Annotated in this window: 26 protein-coding genes; 1 reads left to right on the forward strand and 25 read right to left on the reverse strand. The window is 43.4% G+C overall.

Going from position 1 to position 24,101, the window contains the following annotated elements:
• Positions 1 to 93: 93 nt before the first annotated feature.
• The 25 genes from HT724_RS05705 to HT724_RS05825 form a co-directional block, all read right to left on the reverse strand.
• Entirely contained in the window at positions 94 to 1,368 is a 1,275-nt protein-coding gene (locus tag HT724_RS05705) for a hydroxymethylglutaryl-CoA reductase, degradative (protein ID WP_173275503.1), read from the reverse strand.
• Positions 1,368 to 2,540 carry a hydroxymethylglutaryl-CoA synthase gene (locus tag HT724_RS05710; protein ID WP_173275507.1) on the reverse strand — a complete coding sequence of 391 codons (1,173 nt, stop codon included), beginning with the start codon at positions 2,538 to 2,540 and terminating at the stop codon, positions 1,368 to 1,370. The genes HT724_RS05705 and HT724_RS05710 overlap by 1 nt, the downstream gene beginning before the upstream one ends.
• Positions 2,541 to 2,670: 130 nt before the next feature.
• Positions 2,671 to 2,913, reverse strand: a complete 243-nt coding sequence (locus HT724_RS05715) for a hypothetical protein (protein ID WP_173275637.1) — start codon at positions 2,911 to 2,913, stop codon at positions 2,671 to 2,673.
• Between the two features lie 166 nt (positions 2,914 to 3,079).
• Complete coding sequence (locus HT724_RS05720; RefSeq protein WP_173275509.1) at positions 3,080 to 3,529, reverse strand: threonine/serine exporter family protein; 450 nt, start codon at positions 3,527 to 3,529, stop codon at positions 3,080 to 3,082.
• Between the two features lies 1 nt (position 3,530).
• The gene (locus HT724_RS05725; RefSeq protein ID WP_173275512.1) at positions 3,531 to 4,289 is read right to left on the reverse strand and encodes a threonine/serine exporter family protein; all 759 of its coding nucleotides are present in this window, start codon (positions 4,287 to 4,289) and stop codon (positions 3,531 to 3,533) included.
• Between the two features lie 114 nt (positions 4,290 to 4,403).
• Entirely contained in the window at positions 4,404 to 6,383 is a 1,980-nt protein-coding gene (stkP, locus tag HT724_RS05730) for a serine/threonine-protein kinase StkP (protein WP_173275515.1), read from the reverse strand.
• The gene (locus HT724_RS05735; RefSeq protein WP_173275518.1) at positions 6,380 to 7,120 is read right to left on the reverse strand and encodes a Stp1/IreP family PP2C-type Ser/Thr phosphatase; all 741 of its coding nucleotides are present in this window, start codon (positions 7,118 to 7,120) and stop codon (positions 6,380 to 6,382) included. Before HT724_RS05735 ends, stkP begins: the two co-directional genes overlap by 4 nt.
• A 14-nt stretch (positions 7,121 to 7,134) precedes the next feature.
• Positions 7,135 to 8,448, reverse strand: a complete 1,314-nt coding sequence (gene rsmB, locus HT724_RS05740) for a 16S rRNA (cytosine(967)-C(5))-methyltransferase RsmB (protein WP_173275520.1) — start codon at positions 8,446 to 8,448, stop codon at positions 7,135 to 7,137.
• Complete coding sequence (gene fmt, locus HT724_RS05745; protein ID WP_173275523.1) at positions 8,441 to 9,376, reverse strand: methionyl-tRNA formyltransferase; 936 nt, start codon at positions 9,374 to 9,376, stop codon at positions 8,441 to 8,443. Before fmt ends, rsmB begins: the two co-directional genes overlap by 8 nt.
• A 12-nt stretch (positions 9,377 to 9,388) precedes the next feature.
• Positions 9,389 to 11,785 (reverse strand): primosomal protein N', encoded by a 2,397-nt coding sequence (locus HT724_RS05750; RefSeq protein WP_173275526.1) that lies wholly within the window; start codon positions 11,783 to 11,785, stop codon positions 9,389 to 9,391.
• Positions 11,786 to 11,850: 65 nt separating this feature from the next.
• Complete coding sequence (gene rpoZ, locus HT724_RS05755) at positions 11,851 to 12,165, reverse strand: DNA-directed RNA polymerase subunit omega (RefSeq protein WP_000979235.1); 315 nt, start codon at positions 12,163 to 12,165, stop codon at positions 11,851 to 11,853.
• Between the two features lie 24 nt (positions 12,166 to 12,189).
• Positions 12,190 to 12,816, reverse strand: a complete 627-nt coding sequence (gmk, locus tag HT724_RS05760) for a guanylate kinase (protein ID WP_000775041.1) — start codon at positions 12,814 to 12,816, stop codon at positions 12,190 to 12,192.
• Positions 12,817 to 12,954: 138 nt separating this feature from the next.
• Positions 12,955 to 14,568: a ribonuclease Y gene (locus HT724_RS05765; protein WP_000404934.1), complete on the reverse strand. Its 1,614-nt coding sequence runs from the start codon at positions 14,566 to 14,568 to the stop codon at positions 12,955 to 12,957.
• Positions 14,569 to 14,731: 163 nt separating this feature from the next.
• Positions 14,732 to 14,986: a Txe/YoeB family addiction module toxin gene (locus HT724_RS05770; protein ID WP_000924730.1), complete on the reverse strand. Its 255-nt coding sequence runs from the start codon at positions 14,984 to 14,986 to the stop codon at positions 14,732 to 14,734.
• Between the two features lie 3 nt (positions 14,987 to 14,989).
• On the reverse strand, positions 14,990 to 15,244 hold the full coding sequence (locus HT724_RS05775; protein ID WP_173254102.1) for a type II toxin-antitoxin system Phd/YefM family antitoxin: 255 nt from the start codon (positions 15,242 to 15,244) through the stop codon (positions 14,990 to 14,992).
• Between the two features lie 132 nt (positions 15,245 to 15,376).
• Positions 15,377 to 16,474 carry a nucleotidyltransferase gene (locus HT724_RS05780; RefSeq protein ID WP_173275529.1) on the reverse strand — a complete coding sequence of 366 codons (1,098 nt, stop codon included), beginning with the start codon at positions 16,472 to 16,474 and terminating at the stop codon, positions 15,377 to 15,379.
• Between the two features lie 9 nt (positions 16,475 to 16,483).
• Complete coding sequence (locus tag HT724_RS05785; RefSeq protein ID WP_345890310.1) at positions 16,484 to 17,224, reverse strand: class I SAM-dependent methyltransferase; 741 nt, start codon at positions 17,222 to 17,224, stop codon at positions 16,484 to 16,486.
• 109 nt (positions 17,225 to 17,333) lie between these two features.
• On the reverse strand, positions 17,334 to 17,687 hold the full coding sequence (gene rsfS / locus HT724_RS05790) for a ribosome silencing factor (RefSeq protein ID WP_023933751.1): 354 nt from the start codon (positions 17,685 to 17,687) through the stop codon (positions 17,334 to 17,336).
• Entirely contained in the window at positions 17,688 to 18,281 is a 594-nt protein-coding gene (gene yqeK / locus HT724_RS05795; protein WP_173275532.1) for a bis(5'-nucleosyl)-tetraphosphatase (symmetrical) YqeK, read from the reverse strand.
• On the reverse strand, positions 18,281 to 18,910 hold the full coding sequence (locus HT724_RS05800) for a nicotinate-nucleotide adenylyltransferase (protein ID WP_173275535.1): 630 nt from the start codon (positions 18,908 to 18,910) through the stop codon (positions 18,281 to 18,283). Before HT724_RS05800 ends, yqeK begins: the two co-directional genes overlap by 1 nt.
• A gap of 51 nt (positions 18,911 to 18,961) precedes the next feature.
• Entirely contained in the window at positions 18,962 to 19,273 is a 312-nt protein-coding gene (yhbY, locus tag HT724_RS05805) for a ribosome assembly RNA-binding protein YhbY (protein ID WP_000060169.1), read from the reverse strand.
• Between the two features lie 212 nt (positions 19,274 to 19,485).
• The gene (yqeH, locus tag HT724_RS05810; protein WP_173275538.1) at positions 19,486 to 20,592 is read right to left on the reverse strand and encodes a ribosome biogenesis GTPase YqeH; all 1,107 of its coding nucleotides are present in this window, start codon (positions 20,590 to 20,592) and stop codon (positions 19,486 to 19,488) included.
• A gap of 2 nt (positions 20,593 to 20,594) precedes the next feature.
• The gene (locus tag HT724_RS05815) at positions 20,595 to 21,122 is read right to left on the reverse strand and encodes a YqeG family HAD IIIA-type phosphatase (protein ID WP_173275541.1); all 528 of its coding nucleotides are present in this window, start codon (positions 21,120 to 21,122) and stop codon (positions 20,595 to 20,597) included.
• A gap of 16 nt (positions 21,123 to 21,138) precedes the next feature.
• Positions 21,139 to 22,044, reverse strand: a complete 906-nt coding sequence (locus tag HT724_RS05820; RefSeq protein ID WP_173274722.1) for a magnesium transporter CorA family protein — start codon at positions 22,042 to 22,044, stop codon at positions 21,139 to 21,141.
• A gap of 57 nt (positions 22,045 to 22,101) precedes the next feature.
• Positions 22,102 to 22,662 (reverse strand): mechanosensitive ion channel domain-containing protein, encoded by a 561-nt coding sequence (locus HT724_RS05825; RefSeq protein WP_172922536.1) that lies wholly within the window; start codon positions 22,660 to 22,662, stop codon positions 22,102 to 22,104.
• A gap of 139 nt (positions 22,663 to 22,801) precedes the next feature.
• Between HT724_RS05825 and sstT the strand changes: the two genes are divergently transcribed.
• On the forward strand, positions 22,802 to 24,007 hold the full coding sequence (gene sstT, locus HT724_RS05830; protein WP_173275544.1) for a serine/threonine transporter SstT: 1,206 nt from the start codon (positions 22,802 to 22,804) through the stop codon (positions 24,005 to 24,007).
• Positions 24,008 to 24,101 lie beyond the last annotated feature (94 nt).

Below are 24,101 nucleotides of genomic sequence, written 5' to 3' on the forward strand. Positions count from 1 at the left end.
TTTGAGCAACCTGCGGCTAGCTTCCTAGTTTGCTCTTTGATTTTCATTGAGTATAAGCACAAGAAAACTCAGACTGCCTTCGTCTGAGTTTTTTTATGATCTTAAGTTTTCTAGATAGCGCTGAGCTGTCTCTAGGTTAAAGGTTTTATCTGCGATGAGGCGCTCAACTAGAGGAGCTACCTCGGATTCACTAGCACCTGCGAGAAGTGCCAAGGATTTGGCCTGCAATTTCATGTGGCCTTGCTGGATGCCTGTACTCACCAAGGCTTTCAGGGCCGCAAAGTTTTGTGCAAGCCCGATAGACACGATAAGCTGGGCTAATTCTTTGGCAGAAGGATTTCCCAGCAATTCATGACTGAGAGCTACACGAGGGTTGAGACCAACAGAGCCACCCTTGGTCGCTACAGGCATGGGTAAGGTCATCTCACCGACCAATTCTTCTCTTTCAAGATCCAGCGTCCAGCGACTGAGACCTTGATAGCGCCCGTCTCGACTAGCAAAGGCATGAGCCCCCGCCTCAATGGCACGCCAGTCATTACCAGTGGCAATCAAAATGGCATCAATACCGTTAAAAATCCCTTTATTGTGGGTAGCCGCTCGATAAGGATCAGCTTGCGCAAACTGACTAGCCAAGGCTATCTTCTCTGCAATTTCTCGTCCTTGCTCCTTTTGGCGGATCAAGTAGCGAAAGGCGATGCGACAGCTTGCAGTCACCAGAGAATCAGTTGCGTAGTTGGACAGGATTCCCATGAGACTCTGTCCCTGACTGAGTTCTTCTAAGACTGGTTTCAAGGCTTCCAGCATGGTGTTGAGCATATTGGCACCCATGGCTTCCTGGGTATCGACATGAAGATAAACAACGAGAAAGTCCGTTTCACCTTTGATCTGCTCGACATGCAGATCACGCGCCCCACCTCCACGTTTAACGATAGAAGGATAGGCTTGATTGGCAAGTTCTAGGAGCTCTGCTTTCTTGCTGGCAATCTTCTCTTGCGCTTGTTCAGGGTCAGCAACTTGATAAAGGGCTACCTGTCCAATCATCTGGCGCTGATGGACTTGTGCAGTAAAGCCACCTGCTCGCTTGATGATTTTACTAGCATAGCTGGCCGCAGCAACCACGGACGGTTCTTCTGTCACATAGGGAACTGTGTATTCCTGACCGTTAACGAGAACCTCTGGGACCAGCGAATAAGGCAGAGAAAAAGTTCCCACTACATTCTCACTCAGCTGGTCTGCCACAGTCACACTCATCTGTTCATCCTGCTCCAAACTCTCTTGTCTCTCAGGACTAAGGAGCGCCTGAGCTTTTAACAGCTCGAGGCGCTCTTGGTATGATTTTTTAGAAAATCCATTCCAACTTATCTTCATTATTTTTCAACCTTGCTATAACGGCGTTGGTGGTCGATAATTTCAACCAAGGCAAAATCTTGATTTTCATAGCCAGTAAACTGGGCAGAGTTTGTTTCATCCAAGTCTACTTCCTCAAAGAAGACCTTTTCGTAGTCTGCAACGGATAAGGCAGTGCGTTGGTTGAGTTTGTTCAAGCGGTCTTCATCTAGATATGCTTCATATCCTTCAACCAATTCACCACTGAAGAACTCAGCCACAGCTCCACTTCCGTAACTATAAAGGGCGATTTTATCCCCAGCCTTCAAGCTATCTGTATTTTCCAAGAGAGATAGAAGCCCAAGGAAGAGAGAACCTGTATAGATATTCCCCACCTTTTGACTGTAGAGAATAGACTGGTCAAAATGCTTTTGCAAGAGGTCTTTTTTCTCTTGAGGCAGGCTCTTATCCATGATTTTTTTCAAACCTTTTAGCGCTAATTTAGGATAAGGCAAGTGGAAGCAAACCGCTGCGAAATCATCCAAAGTAAGCTGGTAGCGTTTTTGGTATTCAAGCCAAGTTGTTTTCAAACTATCCAAATATTGTTGGGTAGAATAGACACCATTGACATAAGGAGTTGTCGAGTAATTTGGACGCCAGAAATCCATGATGTCACGGGTCTGAGCTACATTGTCATTATTAAAGGCCATAATGCGTGGATTTTGTGTAATCAACATAGCCACACTGCCGGCACCTTGAGTTGGTTCTCCTGGAGTTTCAATACCGTATTTGGCAATATCACTGGCAATGACCAAGACCTTGGACTCTGGAGAATTTTCCACATGCAATTTGGCATAATGAAGGGCAGCTGTCGCTCCATAGCAGGCTTCTTTAATTTCGAAACTACGAGCAAAGGGCTGAATACCCAGCAAGCCATGCACAAAGACAGCTGCAGCCTTACTCTGGTCAATTCCTGACTCAGTCGCCACAATGACCATATTGATTTCTTGTCTTTCTTGCTCAGTTAAAATAGAGTCACTAGCACTGGCCGCCAAGGTCACGATATCCTCAGTTAGAGGCGCAATACTCAATTCCTTAAGTAAGAGTCCTTTGCTTAATTTTTCAGGGTCAATTCCCCTCGCTTCTGCTAAGTCTTGTAATTTCAAGACATATTGACTGGTCGCAAAACCAATCTTATCAATACCGATTGTCATATTTACCTCTGTTTTATCATTCATGTAAAAAATCGTTCAGTACTATTTTATCACAAATGGCAATAAAAGAGAGAAAAAAGACTTGATTCACCAAATCAAGCCTCTTATTGGTCATAATTTTAAAGAATGATTAGTTGCTATAGAGTTCACCAACATAAGTAGCTTTATAAGCCCCATTCTCAGTTATCAACTCCTGGAGGATCAAATCTCCTGAGTAAGTCCTTCCCATCTCATCTACAAATTCTTGATAAAACTGACTGGTCGGAATTTCTCTGACATCCTTATCAAATGTCTTGTCAAGTGTTTTACTAACCTTCTCAGCAATCAACTGATGCTCTTGCCATCCACTTTGTGAGCCTGAACTAGACACCATGACTGGGATAAACAACAAAGTCAGTAGAATTACAGACAATAAGGAAAATAGTGATTTTTTCATGATTTTTCCTCCTTTATATAGAGAATAGCATAGATAGAAAGCCTTGTCAAAATATTTATCTCATTTTTCAGAAAATTCTTTTGTTTCTGCAAAGTTGTAAAGTCTACGATACTCGATGTGTTTTTATATAATGATACAGTCTGAGAATCACGGTTCCGCTAGCCATGCCAATAGAAATTACCAGAGCCAGCATGACAACCAAGGTTGCACTTGCCAGTGCTTTATTATAGTCCCCTGTCACAAAAAAGGCAGTTGTACGATAGGACAGATAACCCGGAACCAAGGGTGCCAAGATGGCCAAAATAAAGACCACGGCAGGTGTCTTATAAAGAATACTTAAAATCTGGCTGACACATGAACCGATAATGGCCGCAATGAAGGTGGCTATAATGACATTGGTTGGTTCCTTGAGCAAAAGATAGATTAGCCAGACAGCCATGCCCAAAATCCCTCCAGGTAAGAGCATGGACCGTTGAACATTGAGTACGATTAGAAAAGTGATAATAGCAAGAAGACTTGCTACTGCTTGTAATAAAAAGGTTGTTAGTGTCATATTAGTTCATCAATACCAAGGCGACAGAAGTTCCTGCCCCTAAAGCAAGGGTAATGAGCAGGGATTCAAACATCTTGCTCATACCAGAGTTTATGTGGTTGGTCATAATATCACGGACCGCATTGGTCAAGGCAATTCCTGGTACAAAAGGCATGACTGCACCAGCTATAATCAAATCTGCTGTTGAAGGAAAGCCTGTGTAGCGAGCCCAAAACTGGGCAATCATCCCAAAGACAAAGGCTCCAGCAAAGGCTGTCACAAAGGGAATTCGGATAAACTTCTCCACATAGAGGGAAAAGGCAAAACCAAATAAGGTCGCCACTCCTGCCCCGATTGCATCGTAGATATTTCCACTAAACATAACCGAAAAGAAAGGAGCACTTAAGGTCGCAGCCAAAGTTACCTGCAACTTGGTATAAGGAAGGGGTTGGGCTTGCAAAGCCGTCAATTGCTTGAAGGCTGTCTCTAAATCAAGATTTCCTTCTACCAACTGACGAGAAATCTGGTTGACATCGCAGACTTTTTCAATATTATAAGAAGAGGAAGTCACGCGCTTCATGCGCGAAATATTGGTATTTTCAATAGAGAAAAAGATAGCAGCAGGCATGGCAAGAACATTGCAATCCACAATCCCCTGCGAATGCGCAATACGGATCATGGTATCTTCTACACGATGAATCTCTGAGCCACTTTTGAGAAGAATGGTTCCAGCTAACATAATCACATCGATGACGGCATTTAATTCTCTTGATTCTTCCATGCTTGCCTCCTTTTATCAACTCCCTCTATTCTATCACAAATCCGGACTCAAAAAAAATCTTTGCCATGAAATCATGACAAAGATTGATTACTTATTTTGATTATCCATCTGATTTTAAGGAGTAGCTGAACTTGTTTTAGGTTTGTAGATTGAAATCTTGACTCTAGTCTTATTGAGGTCTACCTTTTCACCTGCTCTAGGACTCTGTTCAACGACTGTATCTTCAGCAGTTCCAGCGGGAGCTGTCGACACTTCTACAACTTCAATATTGGCTTCCTTAATCCCAACAATTTGAATCAAATTATTCTTAGTAAACTCCAAGCTGGAACCAATGTAACTCGGCATGGCAACACTTGTAACTTTTTTAGCTACTGTCAAGACGATTTGAGTAGGTTTACTCAAATCATAAGGAACACCTGCACCTGGACTTTGTTTCATAATCGTTCCTGGTTCGCTTTCGCTGGACTCTTCTTCCTCTATCTTAATCAAATTCTCAGGAATCTTCTTCTGCTTGAGTTCTGAGATTACTTCTGTAGAGTTCCGTCCAATATAGTTCCCTAATTGAATCGTCGTAGCTTTTTTAGCCACTGTCAAAACGATTTGAGTTGCCTTGCTCAAGTCATAGGTCGTACCTTCTGGTAGACTTTGCTTCATGACCGTTCCAGCCTCACTCTCATTCGACTCTTCTTCCTCAATTTTAATCAAATTATCTGGAACTTTTTTCTCTTTTAATTCCGCAATGACATCAGAGGATTTCCGACCGACATAATTACTAATTTGGAAGGATTGCTTGCCTGATGAGACAACCAAATTGATTTTCGTTCCTTCTTTTCGACCAGTTCCAGCGCCAGGATCTGTACGGATAATCCGCCCTTCTTCCACCTTTTCACTAGCCTCTGACTTCTCCTCGCCAATCTCAAAATTGGCTTTCTTGAGGGTTTCCTTGGCCTCCGCAACTGTCTGACCTGCCACATCTGGAATGGCAATGGTTGCAGGAGTTCTGGATAGTATCCAAATCAGAGAAGCTGCCACCAATACAATGCTGGCCAAAAAAATCAGGTAACGCATCTTAAATCTACGTTTTTTCGGTGCTTGTGGTTGGTAAGTTTCCTCTGTCACAGCCTGACTTGTTTTTTTGATTGGTTTGTGTTCTGTCTGCGCTTGAACCTTAGGAATCGAGGTCAAGGTGCTCTGGGATACTTTTGGTAGAGTCTTGGTGTCCGCCTTAGTCGCATCGTCAAAGACCAGCTTTGGTTCATTACGACGATTATAAGACAAACTACTAGACAAGTCCACATACATTTCAGCTACTGATTTATAGCGATCTGTCAATTTCTTAGCAGTTGCCTTGATAACAACATTCTCCAAAGCCTGGGGCACAGATGGATTCTCAGCAATAACGGACGGCAGGGGCTTTTGGAAATGCTGGAGGGCGATGGTCACCGCACTATCTCCATCGTAAGGAATATGACCTGTCAGCATCTCATAGAAAATAATCCCCATGGCATAGATATCACTTTGTACAGTCGCCTTCGAACCACGCGCCTGCTCTGGTGACAAGTAATGAACGGAGCCCAGCATCGAGTTAGTCTGAGTCAGACTCGTCTCAGCAAAGGCTACTGCAATCCCAAAGTCTGTAACCTTGACAGTCCCATCTGGTGTCAAGAGGATGTTTTGAGGTTTCAAGTCCCGGTGAACAATTCCTCTGGTATGGGCCAAACGCATAGCCAAGAGAATTTGTCCCATGATACGGACGGCTTCTTCATTAGAGAGAGGATAGTGTTCCTTGATATAGCGTTTGAGGTCAAGTCCAGCCACATACTCCATAGCTAGGTACTGTTGACCGTCTTCCTCGCCAATATCTGTTATCCGAACGATATGAGGATGGTCTAAATCTGCCATAGCTCTCGCTTCACGCTGAAAACGAGCCACAGCTATCGGGTCTGTCTGGTAGTTGGTTCTCAGAACCTTCACTGCCACTTCTTCCCCGTCCAGAATCAAATCTTTGGCCAAGTAGACATCCGCCATGCCTCCTCGACCAATTTGTTTGACAATCCGATAGCGTCCGGCAAAAATCTTGCCGATTTGGATCATTCTGCATCCTCCTCGTTCATAGAAACAAGGGCAACCGTAATGTTGTCTAAACCTCCTGCATTGTTAGCAAAACGCACAAGCGTCGCTGTTTTATCTGCCAAAGGAATATCACTGGTTACAATATCACAAATCTCACTTCCTGAAATCATATTGGTCAAACCATCACTATTAAGTAGGAGATAGTCTCCCTGCTCAAGGGTAATCATTCCAAAATCAGGCTGAATTTCATCTTTTTGACCGATTGACTGGGTAATAATATTTTTCTGTGGATGGCTAGCTGCTTCTTCTGGCGTCAATTGACCTGCCTTGAGCAATTCATTGACCAAGGAATGATCGCTCGTTAACTGGTGGTATTCTTCTCCACGAATCAAACCGATACGAGAATCTCCAATATGAGCATAGATAGCCTGATTGCCAATAATAGCAAGGACTTCCAAAGTAGTTCCCATGCCTCTGTAAGCTTCATCCTGACCAAGCTGGTGAATCTTTTGATTTTCAATTTCTAGGTAATGGGCGAACCATTCACGCACTTCATTGACTGTATCGATTTGGGTATCGACCCAAGCTACACCTAGGTCTGTTACCGCCATTTCACTAGCGATATTCCCTGCGCGATGACCTCCCATCCCATCAGCTAAAATAATCATAGTACGTCCAGCTCTATTGACATAGTGGTTGACATAGTCTTGGTTATTTGTTCGTTTCTGACCAACATCTGTTAATAATGAAATTTCCATGTGTCAGTTCCTTCCTAATCCGATATCTTGCGAAATTGACTGATGAAGAATCCATCACTTCCATACAATTCAGGTGTAATGAGGATACAGCCGTCTTTCATGATATCCTTACATTCATGTTCTAGTTTTACCTGCTCGAACTCAGGATGACTTTCTAAAAACGCCTCAACGACTTGAAAATTCTCCTCCGAAACAATGGTACAGGTACTATAAGTTATTATACCACCTTTGCCTAGTGTTTGACAAACACTACCTAATATTTCTAGCTGAATTTCCTGTAAGGACGCGAAATCTGCCGTTTCTTTATTGTATTTGATGTCTGGTTTTCGGCGCAAAAGACCGATTCCTGAACAGGGAGCATCCACCAAAATCTTATCAAATGAATCCTGCCCAAAAAACTCATGCACCTTTCTGGCATCTAATTTTTGCATTTGAACCCGATCTGCAACTCCCAGACGTTGAGCATTTTCTTGAATCAATTCCAACTTGTGGTCATACAAATCCAGAGCCGTAACCTGACCTGTCGTAAGATAAGAGGCTATATGGGCTGTTTTCCCACCTGGAGCCGCACAGGCATCAAGAACCTGCTCATCACCTTGTAAATCAAGCGTCGGAGCAACCAATTGACTGGACTCGTCTTGGATGGTAATGGCTCCCTCCGCAAACAAATCATGACCTGCAAAATGCCCCTGCTCCTTGACGAGACCAGAAACAGACAAAGGTGAAGCACTAGCCTCCAACAAGGCTTGGATTTCCTCTTTTCGACTTAAATCAGTCACACGAATACTGGCCTTGTTTCGCACCAAGAGACTTTCAAAAATAGCCTGCGCTCGTTCCTCTCCGTATTCTTCCTTGAGCTTGGAAACTAGCCAAACTGGGAGAGAATAGGCAATGGAATCACGCTTATTTTTACGTTTGATGCTAGCAATATCTGGCCAGCCTTCACGCAAGATACGGCGAAGGACAGCGTTGACCAATTTTTCACTGCCCTTTTTTCGGACTTTGGCTAATTCCACCGCTTCATTAACCACAGCATGGTCTGGAATCTTATCCAAATAGCGAAGCTGGTAGGCACTCATGAGAAGAAGGACATAAAGCCAACTGTCTAACTGGTCTCTGTCTTCGATAAAGTGGGACAGGTACCATTCCAGCGTCAATTTACGGGCTACCGTTCCATAGACCAGCTCGGTCACTAAGCCCTTGTCTGATGCCGAAAGTTGACTTCCCTTGAGATGCTTATTTAAGGCGATGTTTGAGTATGCTTGATTGATAAAAACATCCTCTAATACTGCTAGGGCTAGACTTCTAGCCGTTTCTACTTTAGTCACCAAATCGTTCTCCTACAGTCAATGTACGTCCAACTCCGTTGAGGAAGGAAGCGATGTCCATCTTAGGCTTACCAGCTGGCTGCACTTGTTTGAGGGATAGAGCCCCTTCTGCTGTTGCGACAATCAATTCTTTCTTGCCGATAGAGAGGATCTCACCTGGATTTCCCTGACCTTCTACTGCTAGAGCTTCATAAATCTTAAAGCGGTCGCCCTTAAGGAAAGTATGGGCAACAGGCCAGGGGTTCATGCCACGGATTTGGTTGAAAAGTTGGCGATTGCTTTTAGTCCAGTCCAATTTTTCTTCCTCTGGCTTGATATTTGGCGAGAAGGTAACCTGACTCGGATCCTGCGGTTCAGGTTGGATTTCCCCAGCAATATAAGCTGGCAAAGTGTCCAAAAGCAAATCACGACCAACTAGCGCCAATTTTTCAAACAAGGTGCCAACATTGTCCTCATCCGTGATAGGAATACTGCGACGAGAAATCATATCTCCTGCGTCCATTTCCTTAACCATCTCCATAATGGTCACACCAGCTTCCTCATCCCCTTGAATCAAGGCATAATGAATTGGCGCTCCACCACGATGTTTAGGAAGAAGGGAGGCGTGAACGTTGACCGCAAAGTTCATGCTATCAAGGAGTTTACTTGGGAGAAACTGCCCAAAAGCAGCAGTCACAATTCCATTTGCTCCTAAATTCATAATAGCTTCCATCTCTGGGCTTCCAGATAATTTTTCAGGTTGGTAGATTGGAAGACCCGCTTCTTTGGCAGCCTGCTTGACTGGTGTTTCTTGGATCACTTTTTTACGTCCGACAGCACGGTCTGGCTGGGTCACAACGGCTAAAATCTCATAGCGGTCATCTGTTAAAAGTCCTTTTAAGACTGTTGCTGAAAAGTCGGGTGTCCCCATAAAGATTAGTTTTGTCATATCTTCTCCTTCTTATAAAAATTGCTGTGGCTCATGGTCAATGCTGAGACGGAGCTCACTATTTTCCCGTTCTTGAGTCAAGGCCAAGACCTGATTGAGAGTCGGCCCCAGCTCATCTTCTAAACGGTATTTAATTAAAATCTGGTAATGATAGAGGTTGTGGGTCCGAGCAATCGGTTTTGGCGTCGGCCCAAGGATGTTACTGGATTCAGACAAACCTGACCGCAAAATGTTCATCACTTCATAGGCACGTTTGACCACCTCTTCTTCTTTCTTGTGAGAAAGGGTAATGCCAATGGTGAAATAGTAAGGCGGATAACCAAGTTGTCGTCTGATTCCCATTTCATAAGCGTAAAAGCCTTCGTAATCCTGGTCTTTGGCAAATCGAATAGCATAGTGCTGCGGATTATAAGACTGAATCAAGACCTGCCCAGCTTTTTCAGCACGTCCTGCCCGACCTGCCACCTGAGTCAAAAGTTGGAAGGTTCTCTCAGAAGAACGGAAGTCAGGCAAATTCAAAGCTGTATCCGCATTGAGCACTCCGACTAAGGTCACATTTGGAAAATCCAAACCCTTTGCAATCATTTGTGTACCTAGTAAAATATCTGCTTCCCCTCGTCCAAACTGGTCAAGAAGAGCTTGGTGACTACCTTTTTTACGAGTCGTGTCAACATCCATGCGCAAAATACGGGCCTGGGGAAAGAGTTCTGCCAGCTCGTCATAAGCCTTCTGAGTTCCTGTCCCATAATAACGAATACTGCGACTCTTACAGTTAGGACAGGCCTGAGGAATGTCCTTCGAGAAACCACAATAATGACAGTTCATGGTCTTGGTATCCATGTGCAAGGTCAAAGAAATATCACAGTTGGGACAAGTATCCACAGTTCCACACTCCCGACACATGACAAAGCTAGAATAACCACGACGATTGAGCATGAGAACCACCTGCTCTTTTTTAACCAGACGGTCCTGAATCGCTTCTAGCAAAGGAGGCGTAAAATTTGACGTCTCGTTTTGTCCGATATAGTCCCGAAAGTCAATCACTTGAACCTCAGGGATCGTAGCTAAAGGATTGGCGCGTTGGGTCAGACGTAAATGTTGATACACGCCTTTTCCAGCCCTAGCACGGCTTTCCAGACTAGGAGTTGCTGAACCAAGTACCAGGGCTGCTTGATTATACTGAGCCCGTAAAATAGCTACCTCTCTAGCATGATAACGGGGATTACTGTCCTGCTTATAAGTCGCTTCATGCTCCTCATCGATAATCATAACACCTAGATTTTTCAGCGGAGCAAAGATGGCCGATCTGGCACCAACCACAACTTGAGCATCTCCTCGTTCCACCTTGCGCCATTCATCATACTTTTCACCATTAGACAAGCCTGAGTGAAGAATGGCCACCTTGTCCCCAAAACGTGCAATAAAACGCTCCGTCATCTGTGGAGTCAGGGAAATCTCAGGCACCAGCAAAATAGCTGTCTTGCCCTTATCCAAAGCTCCTTGGATAATCTGCAAGTAAACCTCCGTCTTCCCACTTCCCGTAATCCCTTGAAGGAGGAAGGGAGGCCTATGACTGCCAATCGCACTCACAACCGCATCACGCGCCTGTCTTTGCTCTGGATTCAACTCCAAAGGTCGACTTGTCTCAATGCCTTCAAAATAAGCAGCTGAGCGTTGCACTTCCTTTTGGACTATGGTCACAGCACCTTGTTCCACAAAGAAGTTGACTTGCTCCCGCGAGTAGGACTCTAACAAACTAGCCAAGGAAGCACTCTCAGGATGAGACAGCAAATAATCTCTCAATTCCAACTTTTTCTTGGCGCGTGTAGAAATCTCTACACTTTCTAATTGAGCAAGGTCTACCTCATACCAAGACTGGGTCTTGACCTTCTTTTGATCAATCGCCTGATATTCTAGACCAAGCAGGCCTTTTCTAGTCAAACGCATCATTTCAGCTTGCTTAGCTAAATCCAGAGAAGAAAAGGCAAGCGAATCTTCTGAACCAAACAAGCGCTCTCGGTCTTCCTGACTCAGACCTGCCAGAGGATAGAGAATCTTGTCATAGCTGGAGTTCAGAAACCCTGGTAACATAGCCTTGAGGATGGAGATCTTGTAGGAGAAAACAGATTTGCGTAACTCCTCAGCCAGCCAGAGTTGTTCTTTCGTAAGAACAGGAGAAAAATCCAGCACCTCTGCAATATCTTTTAAATCTTGATTAGCCTCTTCTTCATCTGGTTGGGACTCCAAACCAAGAACAATCCCTTGAATCAGACGATTTCCCTTACCGAAGGGCACGTGAACCCGCATCCCAACTTCTAGCATTCCCTCAAATTCCTCAGGAATCCTGTAACTATAGGGCTGGTCCGTCTGCATCAAGGGCACATCTACAATAATCTTGGCTATAGCCATCTTTTCACCTCCTTCTTGTCAGTATATTCTTGCAATAGAAAAAATAAGATTGAGTCCCCCCAACCTTAAATTTTTTCACCATCTTCTTTTTCTTTAGCGATTTGCTCTTTGATTTTCTTTTCTTCTTCTTCTTTGCGGCGTTTTTCTTCTTCGATACGGCGACGCACTGCTTCACGTTTTCCTTCTGGGTCTGGGTGAATTGTAACGTTTCCTGATTCGATTTCTTCTAAAGCGCGAAGAGTTGATTTTTCAGATTTGAAACCTTGAGTTGCTGGCGCACCTGCTTCCAATTCGTGGGCACGTTTTGCTTCCAAGATTACGAGTGAATATTTTGATGGAACCTTGTCGAGCAAGGTATCAATAGAGGGTTTTAACATCATTTGCTTGTACCTATTTTCTAAATTTTATCGGGTAGTTGGAGATTTCGGTAACATCTCCTGATAGTGACCAATGACACGATCCACACGGAAGTGCTCTGCTTCGATCACACGTTTGACACGCTCAGCAGCTAGGGGCACCTGATCGTTGACAATCGCATAATCATACTCACGCATAAGGGCAATTTCTTCCTTGGCTTTTTCGATTCGTTGGGCAATCACTTCTGCACTGTCTGTTCCACGTCCTACCAAACGATCTTGCAATTCATCCAAATCTGGTGGTGTCAGGAAGATAAAGACAGCATCTGGAACCTTTTTCTTGACCTGAAGAGCGCCCTGAACTTCAATTTCAAGGAAAACATCGATTCCCTTGTCCAAGGTTTCATTGACATAGGTCAGAGGAGTTCCATAGTAGTTGCCGACATATTCTGCGTATTCCAACATCTGTCCTTGACGAATCAACTCTTCAAACTCTTCGCGAGTACGGAAGAAATAGTCAACACCGTCCACTTCTCCAGGACGTTGTGCGCGTGTCGTCATCGATACAGAGTATTGAAATTGGTTTTCAGAACTCTCAAAAATCTCTCTTCTAACCGTTCCTTTTCCAACCCCTGAAGGACCAGAAAAAACGATTAGTAAGCCTCGGTCTGCCATTGTGTCTCCTTTTAGTCAGTCTGTAAAAATAGAATAAAATTTTCCTTCAGATAGTAGCATTTTACACAAACTATCCTTCTACAGTCTTTCTATCTAGTGTAACAAAAAAGCAGTAATTTTTCAACTGCTCTTTCTTATTTATTTAGCATAATCTACTGCACGAAGCTCGCGAATCACGGTTACCTTGATATTTCCTGGGTAATCGAGATTGTTTTCAATTTTCTCACGAACTTTGTGAGCTAAGATTGTGACTTTGTCGTCCTTGATTTGTCCTGGATTTACCATGATGCGGATTTCACGTCCTGCTTGAAGGGCAAAGCTATTTTGTACCCCTTCAAAGCCGTTAGCAATTTCTTCCAAATCATGGAGACGCTTGATGTAGCTTTCAAGAGACTCACTACGAGCACCTGGACGAGCTGCACTCAAGGCATCTGCCGCAGCGACGATCACTGCAATGACGCTCTCAGCTTCAACATCACCGTGGTGACTAGCAATCGTATTAACCACAACTGGGTGTTCCTTATACTTACGAGCCAATTCCATACCGATTTCAACGTGGCTACCCTCAACCTCGCGGTCAATAGCTTTTCCGATATCGTGAAGGAATCCAGCACGACGGGCAAGAGCCGCATTTTCACCAAGTTCGCTGGCCATGATACCAGCCAACTTAGCGACCTCAATCGAATGGCGCAAGACATTTTGTCCATAAGAAGTACGGAACTGCAAACGTCCCATAATCTTCATCAAGTCTGGATGAAGGTTTGGCGCACCAATTTCATAGGCTGCTGCCTCTCCGTATTCACGGATCTTATTGTCAATCTCTTGGCGGTTTTTCTCAACCAACTCTTCGATACGAGCTGGATGGATACGTCCATCCTTAAGCAACATTTCCATGGTCATACGAGCAATTTCACGACGAATCGGATCAAATCCTGACAAGGTTACCACTTCTGGTGTATCGTCGATAATGACATCAACCCCTGTCAAACTTTCAAAGGTACGAATGTTACGACCTTCACGACCAATAATGCGTCCCTTCATAGTATCGTCTGGCAGATGAACTGTTGAGTTTGTTGACTCCGCTACATATTCACCAGCGATACGTTGCATCGCTTGAACCAGGATGTCCTTGGCCATTTTGTCAGAACGTTCCTTGACCTCTTGCTCAGCTTCACGAATGCGGCTGGCAATCTCCTTGGTCAAGTTTTCCTCTGTCTGTGCCAAGATAATATCTCGTGCTTCTGCCTGAGACAGAGCACCAATACGCTCTAGTTCTGCTTCTTTTTGTCTTTCGACTTCCTCTAATTGCTCTTCACGCGCATCAAGGTTTTTCGCTCTATCAGAAATACTTTGTTCTTTTTGTTCAAGTGTTTGTTCTTTACTCGTCAAATTGTCGTCCTTACGGTCAAGGCTGGTAGCTCTCTCTGTCAAACGACTTTCGATTTGTTTGAGTTCTTGACGTTCTGATTTGAATTCAGCGTCCACTTCTTCACGGTATTTTCTGGCTTCTTCTTTGGCCTCCAATAGTGCTTCTTTTTTAAGAGACTTGCTTTCACGTTTGGCTTCATTAACAAGTAAATCTGCTTCACGCTCAGCTTGTCCACGTAAATTAGTTGCTTCTTGTTCAGCATTTAAAAGCATCAACTCTGCAGCTTCCTGAGATGATTTCATCTTAGCTGAGATGCTGACATATCCAATGACTAAACCAATGATGACGGCAAAAACAGCAATCGCAAGCGACATGATTTCCATGTTTTCACCTCATTTTATTGTTATTCCGAATGACATACATTCTTTTACATTCTACCATAAAAAAGTGATTTTCACAAACCTAAAATAGAATATGTTTTGGGGAAATTGGAACATATTTGCTAAAATAAAATTGTTATTTAAAAAAGCCTACCTTTCAGTAGACTTAGTAATGATCTTTGAAAGACAAGAAAGCCACGCTATCTCCATCCATCATATAAATCAAGCGATTTTCTGCATCAATACGCCGTGACCAGGCTCCTTGGTAATCATACTTGAGTGGTTCTGGCTTACCTATTCCTGTAAAGGGATCACGTTGAATATCCTTGATTAGTTTATTGATTCTTTTTAACGTTTTCTTGTCCTGAGTTTGCCAGTAGCAATAATCTGCCCAGGCATCTTCTGTAAACTTGAGTAGCATTCCTCACTCCTCAATAATATGGACCTGAGTGCTTCCAGCACGAACTTGAGCCATTCCTCGCAAAACCTTGTCTGATAACTCCTTATTTTGAGCGATTCTCAGGGTTTCCTGAATACTGTCCCATTCGCTCTTTGAAAGAACTACAATGTCCTCATCTGGATTTTTATTAACCACCGTCAAAGGCTCAAATTCATCGTTTACCTTCTTCATGTAGTCTTTTAAATGATTTCGGAATGTTGAGTAAAGAACTGCTTCCATAACCATACCTCGTTTTACCTCTTTTCCACTATTATACATGAAAAGAAAGAAATTGTCAGGAACTTGTACAAGATTTTCTTTTTCTATCTATTTATTCGTAAAAAATCTCAAAAAGCCTACTTTGCAGTAGACTTAGTTTGTTTCTATTCTTATTGGCACTCTTCCAAAATTCTGGTCTGCTATACTTGGATTTCCTAGTTGGTAAATCTGGTCTGCCTTTTGGGTCATAGCATCCCAAGGTTCTTTGCCAATTCGGCTGACTAGATTGACCTGCCCTTTCAGAGACTTGAGATGCTGTCTACCTTTTTCGGTAAAGCCAATAACATGAATAGCTTCTGGTAAGTCACTTTCTCTAGCTTGCACCAAGATATAAGTCAAAAGGCGTCTGACACGCGCCTTGGTGTAACGCTTGGTCGCAACCACCTCAACCAAGTCTTCCACAGATTGGGCTATCTTGATAGCATCCTTGATGCGCACAGCCATTTCTTGATTGACCTGATAGATAGTGTTTAGGTCTGGATTGGACAAGATTTGATAGCGGAGCAAAGGAAAATAGTCGTCACAACTCACCTTATTAGCATTTTCAAAGATGTCAACAGAAGGCATAAAGCGTTCTAAGAAATCTTGATCCTTCTGGTGCTGACGAAGAGCTGTCGCCGAGGCAAAGTCCACATCCTTATCCACAGAATGGTAACCCGCCCCCTGACGCTGAATCGGATGGAGTTTGATTCTACGTCCCGCAACTGCCTTGACATAGGCCAGAGCAAGGACATGATTGGGCGTATTGCCTGAAAAATCAAGACCTGCAAATTCCTTCCACATGGCCTGAGTTTTCTGGGGATAGGAAAGGGAATCAGGCAGATTTTCCACAAATTGCTCCATCTCAGCACCCTGCTCTGTGTATAAGTCAGCGATTTTTTGATAATCTAGAACTTCTTCTGTCCCAAAAGCGAGGATATCTATGCCCAACCGAGCCAAGATATCCACAGCTCCCTGACCGAAGAAATCCGCAGCCTGAACACTGACTAAAAATGGCAATTCCACTACCAAATCTGCGCCATTTTCCAGAGCCATCTGGGCCCGTGTCCACTTATCCACGATAGCAGGTTCTCCACGCTGCATGAAATTTCCAGACATAGCTACGATTTTCAACCCCTCAACCTGATCCAGCAGGTATTTGTGCCCATTATGAAAAGGATTGAACTCCGCAATAATACCTGTGATGGTCATGATGTTCTCCTACTTCTGCGCGACAAAAAACCAACGGGTGCTAGTTTCTGTTGGCTCCTTATCCTCAAAGTCTGCATAGAGTTTGAAGGACTTGAATCCAGCCTGTTCCAACAAAATATCATAGGTCAAGACCTCATAGGTCCGCTCCTCATGCACTTCATCGTGACGACTAAAGGACCCGTCCTCTTCCTTGATAAAGAAAGTCAACTCATGCACGATGGAGTGAGGAGCTTCGTCCTCGTAGGTATCCCAAAGCATGGCGAAATCTTCCGCATTTTCATGGTAGGAATAGCCTGGAAAAACTTCATCTGTCTGATAGGTGGAATGCACATCAAAGATAAAGACACCATCTTCGTTGAGGGAATTATATACTTCCTTAAAGACGTCTCCTACTTCCACCTCATCCTGCATGTAGCAGATTGAGTCCGAATAACAAGTGACAAAATCATATTGACCTGCCTTGGACAAATCCAGCATATTGCCTTCAATAAATTCAATCTTTTGTTTGGCTGAAGAAGCTCTCTTCTCTGCAATCTTCAACATATCCCCACTCAAGTCAAGTCCAGTCACATCAAAACCAGCCTGAGAGAAGCGCACAGATTGAATTCCTGTCCCACAAGCCAATTCCAAGAGTTTCTTTTTCTCCTTGGTCTTAGGCAAATGACGCAGAGAAAAATCAGTCCATTTATCGTATAAACTGTCATCCATGACCGCATCATAGACCGCCGCAAAGGTTTCATAAGTTGCCATAATCATGATACCAAGAGCGTCAATGGCAAACACCACTCGCCCTTTACCTTTCTATCAATTTTTCTAAAATAAGCAAAGAAACCCAGTTGACTACAACTGAGTTCGTCTTCTAAGCAAGAGTTTCAGATAAATCTACTGAATCCGCCTCATGCCATAGTTTTTCCAGATTATAGTGGGCACGCATTTCTTCTGAGAAGATATGCACAACGACAGCACCGAGGTCTAGCAAGACCCATCCTCCAGCTGCATCGCCTTCGATATGGCTGCCTTTAAAACCAGCTTCCGCTACTTTTTCACGGATATTGTCAGCGATAGCGTCCAACTGACGGCTATTCATTGAGCTAGTGATAACAAAATAGTCCGTCACGCTAGTCAAATCTTGTACGTCAAGTGCGAGGATATCCTCCGCGCGTTTCTCATCAGCCGCTTTCACGACTAATTCTAGTAATTCTTTTTCGTTCATTTAGTCCTCTTTCAAATAGTGCACAAAGGCGTTATAGGTTTCAAGGGTTTGGGGATAGATAGGGAATCTCTGATGAGCTAGATGCTCCACGGTACGAGCTGTTTCGTAGGCCACCGCCTTATTAAGTGATAGACTCGCAATCTCACGCGCCACATCTACTCCTGGAAAGGCGCGATTATGCTCGATATAGTCCGCGACGTAGATGACCTTATCTAGGTCTGTCATCTGGTCAGCCCCGACTGTATGGATTTCAATGGCTCGCAGGATTTCAGAATCATCCAAATCCAAGTCTTCCTGAATCTTGTAAATTCCGACCATACCATGCCAGACATTATTGCCCCAGTTTTTGAGATCAGGATCCAGCTGATAACGGCCAATTAAGTCTAAAAATTCCTGATCTGACAGCTTTTTAGCATAGTCATGAAGAAGGCCTGCAAGACCTGCTTTCTCGGCATCGACTCCAAATCTCTCCGCCAGTTCTATGGCTGCACGCTCCACACCCAAGCAATGGGTTAAGCGTTTCTCGGGTAGAAGCTCTGCCATTTTTTCCAACAAAGCCTCACGGGAGCAGTTGATATAGTCTTGATAGGCCATCAGTAGAGACCCTCCTTCTCGATGTAATCTAGAACAGGCTGAGGCAGGAGAAAGTTGGGTTCCCGACCTTGGGCAATGAAGTTACGCACCATGCTGGATGAGATATCCATGAGAGGCACATCCACCCAGATAACTGGATAAGAAGTTCCAGCCTTATAGCGTGGGCGCTGAACCCCCACAAACTGAACCATGTCAACCAATTCATCAATTCGATACCACTTAGGCAGATAGTCCACCATGTCGGCACCGATAATGAAATAGTAATCTGTATCTGGATTTTTCTCTGTCAAAATCTTCATAGTGTCGTAGGTATAGGAAATGCCCTTGCGCTCCAACTCAATGGTTTCAATGGCTAGTCCTTCAATCCCCTCAATCGCCAACTCAAGCATCTTGAGACGATGGTGTTCAGGGATGGTTTCCTTTTTATCTACATGAGGAGGTTGGTATTCAGGCATGAGCAGAACCTGGTCCAGTCCCAACTGTTGTCGTACTTGGTCCGCAACAATGAGATGGGCATTGTGAACAGGGTTAAAATTCCCCCCTAAAATCCCGACTTGTTTGCGTTTTTTCTCCTTGATTTCTGGCTCCAACTCTACCTTGGTAAAGGGAGTCAATAGTTCGATTGCCATAGGCTAGTCTCCTTTATTTCTCTGTAAAAACAGTTGTTTGGAGTATAGTTTTTAGATTTCTTTGACTTTTTTAGAAATCTTGCGATTTTCTTTCTTGCTGGATTGTTTAAATAAAATCAAGATGCGTCCGATTTTTTGGACAGTATCCACACCAATTTCTTCTTCCAAAATTTCAGCTACTTCGTGGATGTTTTCATCTGTGTTTTGTAAGAGAGTAACCTTGATCAATTCGCGGGCGTCAAGTGCTTGACGGACGCTGGTTTTGATTTGGTCGTTGAGACCATTTTTCCCGATTTGGATGATGGGTTTGAGGGTGTGTGCCTGACTATTGAGGAAGGCACGTTGTTTTGATGTTAATGACATAATATTCTTCCTTGTTTTTTGATAGTTATTTTAGGTGGTGAGGGACGGTCGGAACTAATTTTTCAAAGATCTCATCTTTGAAAAATGGATTTCCTGACCTCACAATTGAGCCTTGGTCTCAATTGTGCCCCTTACCAATCAAGAGATTGGCAAGACACCACGGCAATAACTATCTTTTTATGAGCTCACTTTGTTCGCTCAGTGATTGTATTTTAAATAATTGCTTTTCGTGTGACGACGGCGACGCCTTCTGGTGCCCAGACGGCGACTTTGGCGGTGCCTGTTACACGGATCCAGCCGAGTCCAGAGATAACTAGGTCAGTTTTGTCCTTAATGTTAAAGACATGCTGGACTAGTTTTGGAAAATTTTCTTTTTCCTTGCTATTTGGTGGTGTTAGAAGGTTTCCCAGGTGCTTATCGTAGAAAGCACTAGCGCCTTCTAGTTTGGTACGGTGGAGTTTGAGTTCATTGTCAAAGAAGGCTGTGAAACCTTGCTTGTCACCTGCAATGAAGTCAAAGCGTCCCAAACCACCTAGAAACAGGGTTTGCTCAGGATTAAGCTGATAGGTCTTAGGTTTGATTTCCTTTTTTGGGCTGACATACTTGAGATTTTTGGCAGTCAAGTAATGAGCCATTTGGTGACGGTGGATGATTCCCGGTGTATCGTAGATATAAGATCCGTCGTCAAGCGGAATCTCGATTTTATCCAAGGTTGTCCCTGGGAAACGCGAAGTTGTAATCACGTTCTGGTCACCCGTAATTTCTTGGATAATAGCATTGATAAGGGTTGATTTTCCAACGTTGGTCACACCGACCACATAGACATCGCGGCCCTTACGGTAGTGTTCAATCTTGTCAATGACTTCCTTAATGGCATGTTTGTTTTGAGCTGAAGTTAGGACGACATCAACAGGACGAAGCCCTTCTTCATGGGCACGTTCCATGAGCCACTGGCTAATCTTGCCCGGTTTAACAGACTTGGGCAGGATATCTTTTTTATTTCCAACCAAGAGGACATCATTGCCCGATACAAAACGTGGCAAGCCTGGGATGACAGAGCCATTAAAATCAAAGATATCAATGACATTGACCACTAAGGCATCACTATCTCCCACCTCGTGCAAGAGTTTGAGGAAATCATCGTCCGTCAACTGGACATCCGTGATTTCATTGTAGTGGCGGAGACGGAAACAACGTTGGCAATAAACTTCGCCAGTCTCCAAACCTTTTTCAAGTGCTGACTGGGGGGTAAATCCAAGACCAGCCTTGTCTGTCGTCTGAATGGTTGCTCCACAACCAATACAGAGAATTTCTTCCATAGTTAAATTCCTTTTTTATATGTAATCGGTCCGTACTTTTCAGTGATTTTTCGCATAACACGGCGCTCGCGAGCTCGGTTAATCTGCGTTTTGATCGAGTCGTGTTGGACCAAGGGCTTGACCAAGATCGAACGAATGCCAGCACGGTGGGCTGCTCGAATATCGGTCATGAGCTGGTCGCCGACCATGACCACTTCACTTTTCTCATAGTGAAATTCCTTCATGGCACGGTCAATCCCAAATGTGAAGGGCTTCAGAGCCCAATAAATATAATCAATTCCAAACTTTTCAACTGCTCGTTGGACCCGTTTTTTAGTGTTATTTGAGACCACGATGATGCGAATACCTGCATCCCGAAGGTCATGTAGCCATTGCTTCATCTCTGACGTCCCATCAGGGTTGTTCCAAGCAATGAGGGTATTATCCAAATCGACCAAAACAGCCTTGATTCCCTGCGCCTGCAGGCTTGGGACTGTCAGATCATAAACTGCTTCCACAGCAAAATCTGGCATGTAATTTTCAATCACCATTTTGGCTCCTTTTCTTTTATTTTCTAGTAATTTTCTTCATCCATTGAGATAAGGCTGCCCATAAAATCAAGCTAGCCATTAAGATATAAATCCAAGCATTTGGCTCTTCTGTAAATGGTAGAGGAACATTCATTCCGAAGAAACCTGTAATAACCGCAAGTACTGCTAGTAAGACGGAGATAATAGTCAAAATTGACAAACTATCATTCAAGTTATTGTTTAGGATGTTGTTGTAAGAAGCTGAGAGTTGTTGCAAGACTTGAGAAATCAAGTCTGTCATAGACACCAACTGATGGGCTTCAATCATGGCATCATCAAACTGCTCTCGTTCGACATCATTAAATCTCCGATAAAGAGCATGGCCCTGGATATGTTCCAAGAGGAGTCGATTTTGTTTTGCTGCTGCTGTCAAGTAAACCATACCAGTCTCCAAGTCAGAGAGGGCGAAGAGATTTTTCTTTGTTGTAGTTTGACGTAGCAAGGCACTAATTTCGTCCTTACTTTTATCCATCTCTTCAATGACAGGATAATAAGCGTTACTGATAATCTCTAAACCAGCAAAGAGAAACTTGTAAATAGAAAGCGACTCATGGCTATCCAGATAAGCTGACATCTGATCAATGACATAAGCATTCTTATGGTTGCTGATGGTAATCATTCGTTGTCTTTCGACGATAAAGGTCATGGGAATCGCTTCATAATATTCTTTGTCTTTTTCTAAATCAAGAACATTATAAATAAAGGTTACCGTCTCCGTTTCACGGTTATAATCCATATGAGCTCGTTCATTTCTATCCAGTGCGTACTCAATGGTTTCCTTGTCCAATCCATAGATGTCAGAAAGATCTTCCATATTTTTAATCTTATCCACATCAAGGTCTATCCAGGTACAACCATTGCCCAACTGCTTTTCTAAAACCATCTTTTCTCCTTTATTAAACTCTCTCTATTGTACCACAAATTACTTAAAATAACAGGTCTAGTCTGTGCGTGAGAAATTGCTAACAACTGTGATATTTCGGTTAGGAACAAAGTGAAGAGCTTGCTCCTCGCTACGAAGCTGGGTCGTACGAATTCCCACACTGACAACCTTGCCCGATACAGTAATGGGGCCATTTGTCAGAACGACCTCATCTCCCACATCCAGTTGACGTTCAAAGAGGATGAAAAAGCCATTGATGACATCAGACAGAAAACCTTGGGCTCCCATACCAATCGCCACCCCAGCAATCCCAGCACCTGCCAGCAAACTAGAAACTGGCAAACCTAAAATAGACAAAATGCAGTAAAGTAAAAAGAAATATAGCGTATAATTAAACACATTTTCTAGTAAACGCGCAATAGTCTTTTGGCGTCCGACATCATGATGAGACATTTTTAGAGAAGGTTTGACAATTCTCTGCACCATAGTATGAAGCATTTTTTTAGCAATATAAAATACAATCAAAAGCAGTAAAAGAGAAATGACCTTGGTGAGAATATTCTCGATAATGGTTGTCACATCTAGCTTTTCAATATAAGCTTGAATAAATTTTTGCATATAAAACTCCTTTATTTCATTATACCATACTTTTATCGGTCTCATTCTCCATAAATATTCAAAAAAATAGACAGAAAATTCTTGATTTTGTCTATCATTTATACTATAATCATAATCACTACACAAAAAGGAGATTATTATGAAAAGAATCATTCATGCTTGGAACAAGGCAAGCCTTGTCAAGCGTATCTTGATTGGTATGCTTATTGGAGCAATCCTAGGACTGACCCTTCCTAATCTCTCAGGGATTGGGCTACTCGGGGATTTATTCGTCGGAGGTCTAAAAGCTGTTGCTCCTATCCTAGTCTTTGCCCTCGTTGCCAATGCCCTTTCCCAACATCAAAAGGGGCAAGATAGCAATATGAAAACTGTTATTTTCTTGTATATCCTAGGGACTTTTGCTGCTGCTCTTGTAGCTGTACTAGCAAGTTTCATCGTCCCTATTGAAATTACCCTAAATAGTGCCAATACTGAAATTGCACCACCAGATGGGATTGGACAAGTCCTCAGCAACCTCTTGCTCAAACTGGTTGACAACCCAGTCAATGCCCTCATTACTGCCAACTACATCGGTATCCTATCATGGGCAGTTATTTTCGGAATTGCTATGAGAGAAGCCAGCAAAAATAGTAAAGAATTACTAAAAACTATCGCTGACGTGACTTCTAAAATTGTCGAATGGATCATCAATCTGGCTCCATTTGGAATCCTTGGTCTTGTTTTTAAAACCATTTCTGACAAGGGAATCGGAAGCCTTGCCAACTACGGTATTTTATTGGTTCTATTAGTAACGACTATGCTTTTTGTTGCTCTTGTGGTCAACCCCTTGATTGCCTTCTTCTTTATGAGACGCAATCCTTACCCTCTAGTTTGGAACTGCCTCCGTGTCAGCGGTGTAACAGCCTTTTTCACTCGTAGTTCTGCGGCTAACATTCCTGTCAACATGAAACTCTGCCATGACCTTGGGCTAAACCCAGATACCTATTCTGTTTCTATCCCACTTGGTTCTACTATCAACATGGCAGGGGCAGCGATTACCATTAACGTTTTGACCCTTGCTGCAGTAAATACTTTGGGAATCCCTGTTGACTTTGCGACAGCCTTTGTCCTCAGTGTAGTAGCAGCTATCTCAGCCTGTGGTGCTTCTGGTATTGCGGGAGGTTCCCTCCTTCTTATCCCAGTTGCTTGTAGCCTTTTCGGTATTTCTAACGATATTGCCATGCAAGTTGTCGGAGTTGGTTTTGTGATTGGGGTCATCCAAGACTCATGTGAAACAGCCCTCAACTCTTCTACAGATGTCCTCTTTACCGCCGTTGCCGAATACACAGCAGCCCGTAAAAAATAACTCATAAAGGCAAGCCTGTTTCGGTCTTGTCTTTTCCGCTTTTATTCTAATACTCAATGAAAATCAAAGAGCAAACTAGGAAGCTAACCGCAGG

This window comes from Streptococcus sp. k-402, from assembly GCF_013277515.1.
GTDB lineage: Bacteria > Bacillota > Bacilli > Lactobacillales > Streptococcaceae > Streptococcus.